We start from the raw sequence: 13,454 nt of genomic DNA, 5'->3' as shown, positions 1-13,454 counted from the left end.
GGCGAGGCCGGTACGGTCTCGGCACCCACCCGCCCTGGCCCCGGGAGACGGCACATGGCCGGCAGACGGCATCCCCCCAACACCCAGCTGCGTTGCGTACGCGAGCTGGACCTTCAGATGTCCCGAAGCGAGTTCGCCAAATTCGTCGTCGACACCGGAGCCGGCATGGGCGAGAACGTCGGCTGCACCGCGCGGCTGGTCGCAGCCTGGGAGGACGGCGACGTGGCCTTGCCCCGGGCCGTATACCGCCGGATCCTCACCCGGATCAGCGGCCGAGCGATGTCCGAACTGGGCTTCACCACCACCTCGGCCCCCGCCACCACGATGACGAGCCGCCCGCCGCAGGCCTCGGTGGACCGCCGCGACTTCCTGCTCGACGGAGCCGGCGCCGCCCTGGCCCTGCTGCCCCTGCCCCCGGAACGGACCGGCCGGATCGGGGCCGCCGACGTCCGCACCGTCACGCGGACCGTCACCGCCATCTACGCCCACGACACCGAGCACGGATCGGCGCAGCTACGCCGATCCGCGTCCACCGCGATGCACACCGCCTACCAGTGGCTGCAAGACGGCACCTACACCGAACGCACCGGACTCCAGTTACGCATCGCCACAGGCCACCTGTCGGTCGCCGCCGGATGGCTGTCCTTCGACTCCGGCCGCCCCGCCGACGCCCGCAGCCTGTACGGCGAAGCCCTCGCCGCGGCCCGCATCGCCGACGACCGCGCCCTGGAAGGCCACGCATTCGGGTGCCTGTCCCTGGTCGCCAAGGCATCCGGCCGCCCCCGCGAGGCCGTCGCCGCCGCCCAAGGCGCCCAGAGCGCCGTACGCACCTACGGATCCGCCCGCATGCTCGCCCTCATGGCGATGCGCGAAGCCGGAGGCTGGGCACTGCTCGGCGACGCCGCCGCCACCGACCGGGCCATCGTCCGCGCCCACCACCTCTACGCCCAAGGCCCCGCCGAAGCCGATCCCGACTGGCTCACCTTCTTCACCCCCGCCGAGCTCGCCGGCCTCGAAGCCCTCGCCCGCGCAGACCTCGACCAGCACGAGCGCGCCGCCGCCGGCGCCGAGCAGGCCGTACTCCTCCACGGCGACCAGTTCACCCGAAACCGCGCCCTGTACCTGGGCGACGTGGCGATCCAGCATGCCGTCAGGACCAGGCCCGAGCCCGAAGCCGCCGCCGAAGCAGCCCACCGGGTCCTGAGCTACCTCCCCGACGTCCGCTCCGACCGGCTGCTGCGCCAGCTCCACAACGTCGCCGGCGCCCTGCAACGGCACACCGCCGTCCCGGCCATCACCGACTGGCTCGACGCGTACCGCACCACCACGGCCAGCAGCTAGGAGGACAAGGTGACCACCCCCAGCACCAGTACGGACACGGTGATCCGCACCTACGGCCCGGGCCAGGTCCCCGCCCTGCTCGACGTGGCCGCCGACATCTGGGCCGACGCCCACCCCGAACTGGTCAACAACCCCGAGGCCGCCACCGCCGGGCTGTCCGTTCCCGCGCTCCGCCGCCAGATCACCGGCCACCTCCGGCACGAGGGCTTCACTCTGGTCATTGCCTACTCCGGAGGCACCCCCACAGGCATGGGATACGCCTTCCCATGCACCGCCACCTACTGGTTCGGCACCGACCTGCTCCCAGCCATCCCCGAACCAGCCCGCACCGAACGGCTGATGGGACTGTGTGAGCTGGCCGTCCGCCGACCCTGGCAGTCCCAGGGCATCGGCACCCGCATGCACCAGGCCCTCATCACCGCCATCGCCCCGAACTGGTCCTCCCTGCTCGCCCTGCCCACCAATGACCGCGGCCGCCAGCTCTACACCCGCCTCGGCTACCAGTACGCCGGCCTTTACCGCAACACCCCCGACGGCCCCGCGTTCGACCTGCTACTGCTTCACGTCGACCCCGCCTGACAGGGACAGCCTCCGGAGCTCGGGGACACGCGGGAGTGCCCTCGGTATGGCGTCAACGAGGGCCCGGCAGTACCGGGCGGGGGTCGCCGGGTACAAGGGAGCCCCGTCCTGCTGCCAGCTCCGGCACGTACTTGTAGAGCGTCGTACGGGAGACGCCGAGCAGCTTCGCGATCGAAGTGATCGTGTTCTCTGGCTGCGCGAGCAGGGCGCGGGAATGCCGGATCTGCTCCTCCGTCATGGCGGGCGGCCGGCCGATGCGCTCGCCGCGGGCCCGCGCCGCCTCAAGGCCCTCGTGTGTGCCCTGCACGATCAGTTCGTGGATGAACTCCGCGAGCGCGGCGAACACGTGGAACACGAGGCGGCCGCCCGGGGTGGTGGTGTCGAGCGCCTCGTGCAGCGACTGTCAAGGCCACGTGCCAGTGCACTCCCGCCGCGGTCATTCGGGTATCGCCCAAGACCCTGGCCCGCCGCAGCCTCATGTGCGGCGAGTGCGTGCGTGGCCGACTTCACCGTGGCGGAGTCCGCCGAGTAGGAATGGTCTTTCTGGCCAGATAACCCGCAGGCCCGGCGGTCCCCTCGCAGGAGGGGAGTGCTGTCCGCTGTCATCCAACCGAGTCGTCGTCTCATCGAAGTCAGGCGGCTGGCGCTCTGTCTCCTCTCATGCAGTCGTCGCAGGTCAGCAGCTCAACGCTTCAGAGGGATCAGCGCGCTGGATTCGGTGCCTCCCGGAGCGACGGCGTCATCCAATCCAGTCGTGGCACGTCCGGGCTTCGCCGCCGCCTAACTTCCCTGATGACGGACACGGGCGTCTTCTTCGCATGGCAGAACACTCGGCTCCAGCGCGGCGCTCCCGCGCCGGGTGATTGGGAGGGGCATGCTGTGAGGGGTGAGAGGCGCACGACAGCGGGAATGGGTTCGATACTCAGGCGGGCTGCTGCTCGCCTCGGCGTGCCTGGCCGTCGGTGTCTGGGCCGGGATCACGTTCATCAGCGGCAACCTGACCACGTCCGACAGGCTGAATGTGTTCATGCTGTTGCTCGCGCTGCTGTCGGTGGCCGGCACAGCGGCTAAGGCGCTGAAGCCATCGACCGATGTCGATCTTGTCCAAGCGGCCCGGAAACTCGCCAAAGTGGTGGAGGCAAGTGAGCTGGCGCAGCGCACGCAGTTGCTGGGCGGCGACAACCAGCCGATCGACGTTGCCTTCACGTTCCGTGCCGTACCGTCCCGGGCAGCTGGCGGTGCGGCACCCACCGGCCGTCTGAGCGAGATCAGCGATTACTACTCCCGCCTGCAGCCCCGGCGGCTGCTCATTACCGGGGCCGCCGGGGCCGGCAAAACCGTCCTGGCCGTCGAACTCATGCTGAGCCTGCTTGAGAAGCGAGAAGCCGACGAACCGGTACCGGTTCGCATGGCCCTGGCCGGGTGGGACACCACCCAGCCACTGGACGCGTGGATGACTGGCGAGCTTGCTGATACGTACCAGCTCAGCAAGACAACCGCAAGGCGCTTGATCGACAGGCGTTGTGTCCTGCCGGTGCTCGACGGCCTGGACGAAATGGACGTCGAACTCGCCGACGCTGGTCCCCGCCGCGCGGCTGAAGCCCTGGCCGCCCTCAACCGGTACCAAGCCGGCCGTCAAAAAGCGCCCCTGGTGGTGACCTGCCGCACCAACACATACGACGCGCTGGCGGCAAGGATCCGCCTCTTTGACGCAGCCCGCGTTGAGGTGTCATCCGTGACCACCGACCAGGCGCAGCGATTCGTAGCCGCTCGGGTCTTGACCCCCCAGGATTGGCAGCCGGTTGTCGACGACGCGCGGCGGCAACCGCAAGGAGCAGCCGCCCATGTGCTGTCGACCCCCTGGCTGCTCACCCTGGCGGTGACCGTCTACGAAGCCGAACGCGACCCCACTGAGCTGCTGCGTTTCACCGATGCCAGGGCGTTGCGCGGCCACCTCCTTGACCGCTTCGTGCCCGCCGCCACCGAACTGCACAAGCATGCAGGCAATCGCGCCTATAGGCCGGAGCAGGTCGGGCGCTGGCTTGGGATCCTCGCCCGCTACCTGAGCGACAATGCCCGCGAACGCCGCACCACGGGCGGCCACGTGCTGTCCAGCACTGATTTGGTTCTGCACCGGCTGTGGCCACTTGTCGGCATGCGTGCCCGAGCGGTCGACATCGCGATCAGCGGTATTGCCGGAGTGGCTCTTCTGTCCTGGATCGCACTCATCGCCGTTGCCGATCACGCCGCGATCCCCGCCTTCGTCGTTCTGGCGCTGTTGACCGTCGGCTGGATCTGCGTGTCGGCCAGAGTTGCCTGGCCTGTCCCCCAAAGCGTCTCGCCCGGACGGCTACGCACCCCGGAGGGACGGCGCGCCGTAGTCGGACCGGTCACCTTCGGCGTCATCGCGGCGCTCGCCCTCACGATGGCCCTCGTCGTGCCGGTCGCCGGGCAACCCGGGTACTCATTCGTCATCGACAGCGTCGTCAACCTGAGCGTGCTTGTCGCGATCGCCGTGATCGGAGGCTTCGCGTTCGGCCTTCGGCGCAACCTGGAGGCCACCCCGTCAGGCAAAGGCCCAAACGCCCTTGTCCGGACGGATCTGCGTTCGGGGACGCTGGTCGGTTTCAGCGCCTGGGGCACTTTCGCCCTCACGACGGTGATTGGCGTCCTCGTCACCGAAGAATGGACCTTTGCCGGAGCCCTTACTTTTTCGATCATCATGGTGGGGTTCTTCGGAGGCATCCTGGGCGTTCTCAGCGGGATCATCTGGGCCGGTGCCTGGCGCCGCTACTTCGCCACCTTGCTCTGCACACGCGGACGCCTGCCGTGGCGCCTTGGACGCTTCCTCGCCTGGGCTTCCGACGCCGGCCTGCTCCGGATCTCCGGGAACGCGTACCAGTTCAGGCACCGTGAACTCCAGGACCATCTCGCAGATGCTGCGGCCCGCGCCGCTGGGCGGGCGGCAGGCGGAGCACCCCGAAGCCACGCATGAATGCATCGATGGCAAAGCTACTCCTTCCGGCCGGCGCGTCATCCCCCGTGACACCACCCGCAGCGCGCCATGCGGGCACGGTCGATACCCCTCGTGGACACCTTCGCCAAATGGGCCAGCCTCGCGGCGACCGTGGTGACGGTCGTCGGCGGCGTCCTGCTGATCTCGGAGCAGAATCACAAGCGCCGCGAGCGGAAGAAGGCCCGCTCAGTTCAGTGGATGAAGCTGTCCGACCGGCGCAGCGAGAGGTGCCAGAGCTGAAGGCTGGACTGGATTGGATGAGACTCTCGGCGACGGTTGAACTCGGACCCTCTGACGGCGTATCAAAAGTGACCCACGTGGTGCTCTTCGTCTGACTCTGGCCTTGGTGATCAAGGTCAGGAGGGAAGGGTGATCCTCGTGGAGGACTGGGCAGAGATCCGCCGGCTGCATCGGGCCGAGCGGATGCCGATCCGGGCTATCGCCCGGCATCTGGGGATCTCGAGGAACACGGTCAAGCGGGCTCTGGCTACGGACCGGCCACCGAAGTACGAGCGTGCGGTGAAGGGCTCGGCGGTCGACGCGGTCGAGGTGCAGATCCGTGAGCTTCTTCGGGAGACCCCGATGATGCCGGCGACGGTGATCGCGGAGCGGATCGGCTGGGACCGCGGGATGACGATCCTCAAAGACCGGGTGCGGGAGCTCCGGCCGGCCTATGTTCCGGTCGACCCGGTCTCGCGGACGGTCTATCAGCCGGGCGAGCTGGCCCAGTGCGACCTGTGGTTCCCCGAGGCGGACATCCCGCTGGGCTATGGGCAGTGCGGGCGGATGCCGGTGCTGGTGATGGTCTCCGGCTACTCGCGGGTCATCACCGCGAGGATGCTGCCCTCGAGGCGGACCGGGGACCTGATCGACGGGCACTGGCGACTGCTGACCGAGTGGGGTGCGGTGCCCAAGACGCTGGTCTGGGACAACGAGGCCGGTGTCGGCCGGGGCCGCCCGACCTCCGAGTTCGCCGCGTTCGCAGGCCTGCTTGCCACGAAGATCTACTTGTGTCGGCCCCGCGATCCAGAAGCGAAAGGCCTGGTCGAGCGGGCGAACGGCTATCTGGAGACCTCGTTCCTGCCCGGCCGTCATTTCAGCGGTCCGGACGATTTCAACAGCCAGCTGACGGCCTGGCTGAAGGTCGCCAACCGCAGGATCCACCGCACCCTCGGTGCCCGCCCGGCCGACCGGTGGGAAGCAGACCGGGCCCAGATGCTGACGCTGCCGGCCGTCGATCCGCCGACGTGGTGGCGGTTCCAGATCCGCCTCGGCCGCGACCACTACGTCCGCGTCGACACCTGCGACTACTCCGTCGACCCGGCCGCGATCGGCCACCAGGTCACCGTCCTCAGCGACAACGAGAAGGTTGTCGTCCTGGCCGCCGGCGGGGAGATCGTTGCCGAACACACCCGCTGCTGGGCCCGCCATCAGACCATCACCGACCCCCAGCACGCCGAGACCGGCCGGATCATGCGGCAGGAGCACCACCGCCACCGGCCCTCCGGTCATATCCGGTCCGTCGATTCCGGCCCGCTGGTCGAGGTCGAACAACGCGAGCTCGGCTCCTATGACCGGCTGTTCACCGTCATCGATGGCGGAAGAGAGGTCATCTAAATGGCCCGCACCATCACGGCCGAGACGACAGACGAGACCACCGCAACGGGTCGGCGAACCGGCCAGCAGACAGCCGCTGACCTGGCCTTCCTTGCCCGGGCGATGAAGGCGCCAGCCCTGCTGGATGCCGCCGGACGGCTTGAGGAACGGGCCCGCAAGGAGTCCTGGACCCATACCGAATACCTCGTCGCCTGTCTCCAGCGGGAGGTCGCCGCCCGTGAGTCCCACGGCGGCGAAGCGAGAGTACGGGCCGCCCGTTTCCCCGCGATCAAGACCCTCGAGGAACTCGATGTCACCCACCTGCGCGGCCTGACGCGCCAGGAGGCGCATCTGAGCACTCTGGACTTCATCGCGGGCAAAGAGAACGTCGTCTTCCTCGGCCCGCCCGGCACCGGCAAGACCCACCTGGCCACCGGCCTCGCGGTCAGGGCCTGCCAGGCCGGTCACCGCGTCGCGTTCGCCACCGCCGCCGAGTGGGTCGACCGTCTGGCCGAGGCCCACCACGCAACTGGGTGCGGGTGAAGCGGGCAGCCTGCCTCAGGGGTCGGCGCGGCGGCCAGCAGCGTGCGGGCCAGCGGCGCGTTGATGCCGCCGGTGATGGCCTGGACGGCGGCGAGGTAGCCGGGGAAGTACTCGCGCAGGTGGGAGCGGAGCTTGTTGCCGGCCTCGCGGCCTGGCCAGTACACCCACCAGTACGGCGAGACCCTGCGCGACGGCCAGGGGCAGCCCTGCGACCGCCCGCAGCGCCCCGGTGGTTCCGCGCACCCGGATCGGCTTCCGCCTCGCCCCTTCCCCACGCGCCGCCCGATGGGCTACCTCGACGGCCGCACAGGGGCACTCATCGGCGCAGGAGTCCGTCGCGGTCCTCCCTGGCAGGTCGGCAGCCGGTCGGCGGGTCAGTGGATCCAGCCGTTGCAGGAAATTCGTCCGTCCTCCGGGCGGCGTGAGGGGCAGGTAACGGGAAGGACTTCGTGGAAGACCCCGGCGGAGGGGAAAAAGATGATCGAGTTGTGTACTCGTTCGATGTCGCGGAAGGATGCGGCCGCGTGGACCGCTTCGGGGGTTGCAAGGGTGTCGTAGACCCTGAGCTGCCCACCGGTGAACGGGCGTGGTGATCGGTGCAGGTAGTAGATGAAGCTGATGAGCCGGGTGGCTGTGCGCTCGACCAGGCCTTTTTCTTCCGGATCGCGGGGCCGGCACAAGTAGATGCGGGTCGCCAGCAGGCCCGCGAACGCGGCGAACTCCGAGGTCGGACGGCCGCGGCCGATGCCTGCTTCGTTGTCGCGGTGATGACCCGCGAATATCCCGAGACCATGATTCAGCCGGCCGGACCGGGCTGAGCCGGCACGAGCGTGCATTCTCCCCGGGCCGGAGCCTGAGTCTTCCCGAAGCCTGCCCGCCGGGCTGCTCGCGGTCGCAGTTGCCCCACGGACCGGTAGAAGCGGTCGGGAAGGAACACGGCATCCGCGACGATCATCACGCCGGAGAAGAGCGGCAGTCCCAGGAAGATCGCGATCCCCAGGTGAAGACCCACCAGCATCGTCAACACGGGGTACTTGAGCCTGCCGAACAGCACGAACGGGAAGGCGACCTGCAGCAGCACCGTCAGGTAGCCGGCGACGGCGATCGCGACCGAGTGCTCGTCCAGCAGGAGGGACAGCTCGGGCCACGGCCGGAAGAGATCGAGGTTCAGCACGTAATGGAGGGCGGTCCCGTTGCCCCAGGAACCGCCCTGCACCTTGTACAGGCCCGCGGATCCGTAGAGGAAGCAGACCTGGGCGGCGATGACGAACATGCCGCAGTTGTGCAGCACGGTGCCCACGGTCCAGCGGAAATCGTGGAACCGGCGTCGGTGCCGGCCGCCGTCCGCTGCCGGACCCGCCGTCCTGCGCGCGTCCAGGGACCAGCGTCGGCCGCACGCGGTGAAGACGAGGTAGACGGCCATGAGGAGCATGAGGTTGTCGCCTCCGTCCGTCATGAAGATCGCCCGGGCGTGGAACGACGCCACCACGACCGCGAACAGCACGGACACGGCCCTGGTCCGCCAGCCCAGCATGAAGAGCGCGGACGTGACGAGAGCTGCCGCGTAGCAGACCTCGAAGTAGGCCCAGCTGTCGGACAGGGTGAGGATGCTGACCCACCCGGTCTCGTCGAAGAGCTGCTTCGCCAGCGCGGGTGTCCACGGCGAACCCGGACCCCAGATCTCGTCGCGGTGCGGAAACTCGCGCAGCAGGAAGACGAGGTAGAGCAGCCCGTACCCGATGCGCAGGACCGCCGCGGCGTACAGGGAGACCGGCCGCTCGGTCAGCAGGGCGAGGAGCATGCCCATGCGGTCGAGGACGCGCTGCCCCACAGGGCGGGTCGGCGCGGCTGCGGGTGCTGGCTCAGTCTGTTCCATGGGGGGGCACCTTCCACCAGGGCAGGTAACGGGTCTCGAGAGGCGCGGCACCGGCCGCGGCCCGGTGGGTACCGCCTGCTGTGTTCGGGGCAGCGATGGGGAGCGTGATCACGCGCAGCTGGATGGAATCGAAAGAGCCGCGCCGGTGGGCGGCGACGCGATCCGCCGCGATGTTGCGCAGGTACGTCTGCATCATCACGGCCCGTTCCGAACGCGGCTCGTCGTCACCGCCGAACGCTTCGAGATAGGAACTCCAGGCCCGGCGCAGCATGTTCTGTGCCGTGTGGCTCGGGAAGGGGTTGTGCTCGACGGCGGAGTCGTCCACGGCGCTCAGGTCGAACCAGCCGCTCACCTCCTCGGCGCCGTCGGGTGCCGTCCGCCTGGTCCTCGCGGAGATCTGCCGGTTGGCCGACTCCGGGTCCGGGGCGAAAAGCCGCCAGTTCTGCTCGAACAGGGGATAGACCCACGTGTTGATCGGGCGGCTGTACAGCTGCGAGACCGGGTTCCGAGGCGCCACGTGCAGAAAGACCAGCACGACGTGGGCCAGCGCCGTTGCCAGACACAGAACGACGACGGTTCCGGTTCCGGCCTTCAGCGGGCCGCGCGGCCCGGGCTCACCCCCGTACGCGTGCGGACCGCCGCCTCGGCCCCCGGCGCCCGGCCCGGCTTCGGAACGCTCCGGTTCCTTCACGTCCGCTGACTTGACACCTAGCACGGCCCCACCCGGCCTTCCCATCACGACTGCTCATGCATCGATTTCTTCCGGCTTGTGGAGCGGCGTGCGACGGAATCAAGTCCGCCGCACGCCGCCGAACCCCTCCTTCAACGGGCGACTGCCCCGGCAGTCAGCCCGCCGCGGAGACCTATGCGCGACCCGCTGCTGCGGCGCGCACTGCGTACGGAGAGCTCACTCGTCGCCCTCGTATCCGCCGTGCTCGTCGTGCTCGTCGCGCTTGTCGTGCTTGCCCTGGTAGTCGTGCTTGCCCTGGTAGTCGTGACCGGGCTTGCCGGGCTTCTCATGACCAGGCTTGCCGGGCTTCTCGTGACCGGGCTTGCCGGGGTAGTGACCGGGCTTGCCGGGCGGCTTGGGGATTCCACCGGTTGCGCCGCCCAGCGTTCCGCCCGTGATCGGACCCGCGGTGCCGCCCGTGACTCCGCTCGTGGTCGTTCCTGCGACGAGGCCTCCCGTCGCGCCGCCGAGCACGCCGCCCAGAAGGCCCCCGCCTGTCGACGCGCCGCCGAGCACGCCGCCCAGAAGGCCCCCGCTGGTGGTGCCACCGGTCGCCGTACCACCGGTCGCCGTACCACCGGTCGCAGTGCCGGCGATCAGACCACCCGTGACCAGACCGCCGGTGGCCGTCCCGCCGGTGGCGCCTGCGGCACACGTCCCACGGTTGATCACGTTGGTGTCCATCGTCACCGCACCGTTACGGGCCAGCGCCCGTCCGTCGATGTCCGCTCCCGTGGTCAGAGAAATGGAGGTCAAGGCCATGATGGTGCCGACGAAGCTGGTGTCGGTGCCGAGGGTGGCCGAACTCCCGACCTTCCAGAACACGTTGCAGGGTGAGGCCCCGTTGATGAGGGACACACTGCTGGAGGTTGCCGTCGTCAGACCCGAACCGACCTGGAAGACCCACACGGCGTCGGGGTTGTCCTGGGCGTCCAGGGTGAGAGTGCCGGTGAGTCCGAGAGTGGAGGGCGCGGTGTACACACCCGGAACCAGCGTCAGGCCCCCGGCATCCGGGGGAAGAACTGCGTCCGAGGGCTGTCCGGCGGCGTTGTTGTAGGCCGTGACCAGGGCGCTCTTGGCCAGGAGGCCCACAGGGTCAACCGGGCCGGAGTGCTGAGTACCGTTCACGGTGCCGGGCGGGAATCCGCTGATGGCCGTTCCCGGACTCACTCCGAGGTCGCCGGTGATCACCGAGGGGCCGGTGTTGGTGATCTCCGAGCCGGCCAGCACAGCAAAGCTGGCGGCCGTGCCCAGAGGTACAGCTGTTGCGATCGCATTTGCCCGGGTCGGCGTCACCACGACCACGGCAGAGGCGATCACCATGGCGAGAGCCGTCGCGATCCAGACGGGCGTTGTGCGCCGTAGCGCCGCGCCGGGGATATTCAGCGTCATCGAGGGGCCAACTCCTATGAGTGGACGGTGGCGTAATTGACGGTCTCGGTCGCACAGGACCGTCTCTTTGTCAGTGGAATATTACGCAGAAACATGCACCGACCCGGGGACGGTCGGGTGATTTTCCTCGAAATCCACCATTCGCGCCGACAGGAAATCATACAAAGAATTAAATAGGCTCACTGGGCTTTGTGGGCTAAATAGGCATTCCTATGTTCCCGCGGCCTGAGGTGCGAGAATTCACGAGGCGGCGACGAAAAACGAACCGGTTGACAACAGGCGCGACACGGCATGAAGGTGGATCCAACTCCCCCTGGGCCATGGCAGTCTGCTCGCCAGGACAAGGATCTCGGAGCGGAGGAACACACCGCGTGGGCGTCAACGTCAATCCCACCGTCAGCAGGCGCCGGTTGGGATCGGAGCTACGCCGGCTCCGGCAGATCAGCGGCATGACGACGCAGCAGGTGGCGGCGCGCCTGTTGATCTCACAGCCCAAGATCAGCTTCCTGGAGAACGGCCGCCGCCTCATCAAGCCGCGCGATGTGCGCGATCTCTGCCGGCTATATGGAGTTCAGGACCAGCGGCTCGTCGACGACCTGATGCATCTGGCCCGGGAATCGGGCCGGCAGGGCTGGTGGAACGCCTACGGCGATATCCCGTACGGCGCCTACATCGGCCTGGAGGCCGAGGCCGCCGCGATCCAAACCTACGAGCCTCACGTTATCCCGGGGCTGCTACAGACCCCCGCCTACGCGCGGGCGGTCATTGCAGGAACGATCCCTCACGCCACTGCCGACCAGGCCGCCACACGCCTCCGGGTACGGCTGCGGCGCCAGGACCGGCTGGGCGCCCCAGATAACCCGTTACGCTTGAGCTCCGTACTGGACGAGTCGGCGCTGCGGCGCGTCGTAGGCAGCCGCGAGGTCATGCGCGAGCAGTTCGAGCATCTGACCCGCCTCGGTGCCCAGCCGCACATCACCGTGCAGGTCATCCCTCACAAGGCGGGGGCCCACCCCGGTGTCTTGGGACAGTTCTCACTGCTCGAGTTCGCCGACGCCACCGATGTGAGCGTGGTGTATCTGGAGAGGTTCACCAGCGACCTCTATTTGGAGAAACGATCCGAAGTGCGGATCTACCGCGACATGTATGCGCACGTGCAGGCCCAGGCGCTGAGCCCGGACAGCACCGGGCAGTTCATCACCGAGGCCATCAAGGCGTACGTCGGCACGGAATTCAGGTCGGACACCTCCCCGTTACCCCCACCGCACCCGTGATCGCCGTGCGACGACTGAGCCTTCTTCGGTGTGCCGAGGCCGAAGACACGGGTACGCTCCACCCGCGAGGTGGGTAGGGCGCGAGTGCGTGCAGACTCAGATTGGCCCGGACAAGTCCTTGGCCACGCCATTGACCAAGGGGACGACGGAGGCGACCGGGCAACCGTCCAGCACGAGACCCCAGAGAGGGTCCAGATTGAGAAGCCGTTGTCTTACCGATTCTGAGCGCTGAGTTTTCCCAGCTCACGCATGGTTTTACTGCCTCCGTGGGAGGGTTCGGGCGTCGTGTTCGGGCTCGGTGGTGCGGAGGTTCGTGGTGCGTCGGCGATGGGGTTGATGGAGCGGCGGGAAGCGGCGGCTCGGGTGCGGGTGGAGGAGCTTCGAGCGGAGGCCGAGCGGGTGCTGGCCGAGCTCGCCGGAGCCGAGGAGGTGCTGGAACGTCGGGTGTCGGCGGTGGCGGAGCTGGCCGAGGCTCTGACGGAGCTCGGGGCGGAGTCCGTGGCCGATGTGCCGGTGGCCGGGCCGGAGGTGGAGAGCGTGCCGGAGCCGGAGCCGGTGGCCCGGTCGGTGGTGCCGCGGCGCCGGGAGGGGATGGAGGCGTCGGTGCTCGCGACGGACTACCGGCGGATCGTGGAGATGGTGGAGGGCGAGCCGACGGCCGGTGGGGAGGGGGTGGGCGGTGACCAGGACCATGAGGATCATGCCGAGACAGTCGGTGATCACGTGCCGGCGCCTGCCGTTGATCTTCTTGCCGCCATCGTAACCGCGTGAGCCGGCCGGGACCGAGGCGGCGGCCTTGACCGACTGCGAGTCGATGATCGCCGCTGTCGGCTCCGCCTCCCGGCCCTCAGTGACGCGGACCTTCCCGCGCAGCCGGTCGTGGAGCTCGGCGACCAGGCCACCGGCCCGCCAGCGGCGGGAGGAAGGCATAGACGCGGTCCCAGGGCGGGAAGTCGGCAGGCATCGCCCGCCACTTGATCCCGTTGTCGGTGACGTAGAAGACCGCGTCCAGCATCCAATGCCGCGAAGTTAAGCGCTCGGCAGCGGTGTCAATGCGTCAGGGAGGGTGATCTTGTAGGTGTTCGGCGCGGTGCGGATGAGTCGGCC

14 protein-coding genes and 1 pseudogene are annotated in these 13,454 nt (G+C 68.7%); 7 read left to right on the top strand and 8 right to left on the bottom strand.

The window, feature by feature from the left end:
* The first annotated feature begins 54 nt into the window (after positions 1-54).
* A complete protein-coding gene (locus AB0M76_RS38870; RefSeq protein ID WP_365957447.1) occupies positions 55-1,341 on the top strand; it encodes a hypothetical protein in 1,287 nt (428 codons plus the stop codon).
* Positions 1,342-1,350: 9 nt separating this feature from the next.
* Positions 1,351-1,920, top strand: coding sequence for a GNAT family N-acetyltransferase (locus AB0M76_RS38865; protein ID WP_365957446.1), 570 nt, complete (start codon positions 1,351-1,353; stop codon positions 1,918-1,920).
* A 52-nt stretch (positions 1,921-1,972) separates the two neighbouring features.
* On the opposite strand, the gene AB0M76_RS38860 is transcribed toward AB0M76_RS38865, so the two are convergent.
* Positions 1,973-2,317, bottom strand: a complete 345-nt coding sequence (locus AB0M76_RS38860) for a recombinase family protein (protein WP_365957497.1) — start codon at positions 2,315-2,317, stop codon at positions 1,973-1,975.
* Positions 2,318-2,806: 489 nt separating this feature from the next.
* Between AB0M76_RS38860 and AB0M76_RS38855 the strand changes: the two genes are divergently transcribed.
* The 4 genes from AB0M76_RS38855 (at position 2,807) to AB0M76_RS38840 (ending at position 7,075) form a co-directional block, all read left to right on the top strand.
* Positions 2,807-4,915, top strand: a complete 2,109-nt coding sequence (locus AB0M76_RS38855; RefSeq protein WP_365957445.1) for an NACHT domain-containing protein — start codon at positions 2,807-2,809, stop codon at positions 4,913-4,915.
* A gap of 93 nt (positions 4,916-5,008) precedes the next feature.
* A complete protein-coding gene (locus AB0M76_RS38850) occupies positions 5,009-5,176 on the top strand; it encodes a hypothetical protein (RefSeq protein ID WP_365957444.1) in 168 nt (55 codons plus the stop codon).
* A gap of 129 nt (positions 5,177-5,305) precedes the next feature.
* On the top strand, positions 5,306-6,553 hold the full coding sequence (istA, locus tag AB0M76_RS38845) for an IS21 family transposase (protein WP_365957443.1): 1,248 nt from the start codon (positions 5,306-5,308) through the stop codon (positions 6,551-6,553).
* Positions 6,554-7,075, top strand: a complete 522-nt coding sequence (locus tag AB0M76_RS38840; protein WP_365957442.1) for an ATP-binding protein — start codon at positions 6,554-6,556, stop codon at positions 7,073-7,075. It begins immediately after the preceding gene.
* A gap of 374 nt (positions 7,076-7,449) precedes the next feature.
* Here the strand turns inward: AB0M76_RS38840 and AB0M76_RS38835 are convergent, their stop codons facing one another.
* The 5 genes and pseudogenes from AB0M76_RS38835 to AB0M76_RS38815 form a co-directional block, all read right to left on the bottom strand.
* Complete coding sequence (locus AB0M76_RS38835; protein ID WP_365957496.1) at positions 7,450-7,722, bottom strand: 2OG-Fe(II) oxygenase; 273 nt, start codon at positions 7,720-7,722, stop codon at positions 7,450-7,452.
* Positions 7,711-7,836: pseudogene (locus AB0M76_RS38830) on the bottom strand (IS21 family transposase); the annotation flags it as partial. The pseudogene AB0M76_RS38830 and the gene AB0M76_RS38835, both read right to left, overlap by 12 nt.
* A 35-nt stretch (positions 7,837-7,871) precedes the next feature.
* Positions 7,872-8,882: an HTTM domain-containing protein gene (locus AB0M76_RS38825; protein WP_365957495.1), complete on the bottom strand. Its 1,011-nt coding sequence runs from the start codon at positions 8,880-8,882 to the stop codon at positions 7,872-7,874.
* Positions 8,883-8,937: 55 nt separating this feature from the next.
* On the bottom strand, positions 8,938-9,687 hold the full coding sequence (locus tag AB0M76_RS38820) for a DUF5819 family protein (protein ID WP_365957441.1): 750 nt from the start codon (positions 9,685-9,687) through the stop codon (positions 8,938-8,940).
* Positions 9,688-9,858: 171 nt separating this feature from the next.
* On the bottom strand, positions 9,859-11,073 hold the full coding sequence (locus AB0M76_RS38815; RefSeq protein WP_365957440.1) for an ice-binding family protein: 1,215 nt from the start codon (positions 11,071-11,073) through the stop codon (positions 9,859-9,861).
* Between the two features lie 371 nt (positions 11,074-11,444).
* On the opposite strand from AB0M76_RS38815, the gene AB0M76_RS38810 reads away from it, so the two are divergent.
* Positions 11,445-12,347 (top strand): helix-turn-helix transcriptional regulator, encoded by a 903-nt coding sequence (locus AB0M76_RS38810; protein ID WP_365957439.1) that lies wholly within the window; start codon positions 11,445-11,447, stop codon positions 12,345-12,347.
* Between the two features lie 255 nt (positions 12,348-12,602).
* Here the strand turns inward: AB0M76_RS38810 and AB0M76_RS38805 are convergent, their stop codons facing one another.
* Both AB0M76_RS38805 and AB0M76_RS38800 read right to left on the bottom strand, forming a co-directional pair.
* Entirely contained in the window at positions 12,603-13,163 is a 561-nt protein-coding gene (locus AB0M76_RS38805) for a hypothetical protein (protein ID WP_365957494.1), read from the bottom strand.
* A gap of 31 nt (positions 13,164-13,194) precedes the next feature.
* A complete protein-coding gene (locus tag AB0M76_RS38800; protein ID WP_365957438.1) occupies positions 13,195-13,362 on the bottom strand; it encodes a transposase in 168 nt (55 codons plus the stop codon).
* Between the last annotated feature and the right edge of the window lie 92 nt (positions 13,363-13,454).

Origin of the sequence: Streptomyces sp. NPDC051364 (genome assembly GCF_040682115.1) — a bacterium.
Lineage (GTDB): Bacteria > Actinomycetota > Actinomycetes > Streptomycetales > Streptomycetaceae > Streptomyces.
Note: the sequence above shows the minus strand (reverse complement) of the source record. Positions and strands in the feature narration are given on the sequence as shown.

Coding starts and splice junctions, on each gene's coding strand:
- AB0M76_RS38825 (WP_365957495.1), bottom strand. CDS start 8,882: ATGGGCATGCTCCTCGCCCTGCTGACCGAGCGGCCGGTCTCCCTGTAC.
- AB0M76_RS38820 (WP_365957441.1), bottom strand. CDS start 9,687: ATGGGAAGGCCGGGTGGGGCCGTGCTAGGTGTCAAGTCAGCGGACGTG.
- AB0M76_RS38840 (WP_365957442.1), top strand. CDS start 6,554: ATGGCCCGCACCATCACGGCCGAGACGACAGACGAGACCACCGCAACG.
- AB0M76_RS38800 (WP_365957438.1), bottom strand. CDS start 13,362: ATGCTGGACGCGGTCTTCTACGTCACCGACAACGGGATCAAGTGGCGG.
- AB0M76_RS38870 (WP_365957447.1), top strand. CDS start 55: ATGGCCGGCAGACGGCATCCCCCCAACACCCAGCTGCGTTGCGTACGC.
- AB0M76_RS38815 (WP_365957440.1), bottom strand. CDS start 11,073: ATGACGCTGAATATCCCCGGCGCGGCGCTACGGCGCACAACGCCCGTC.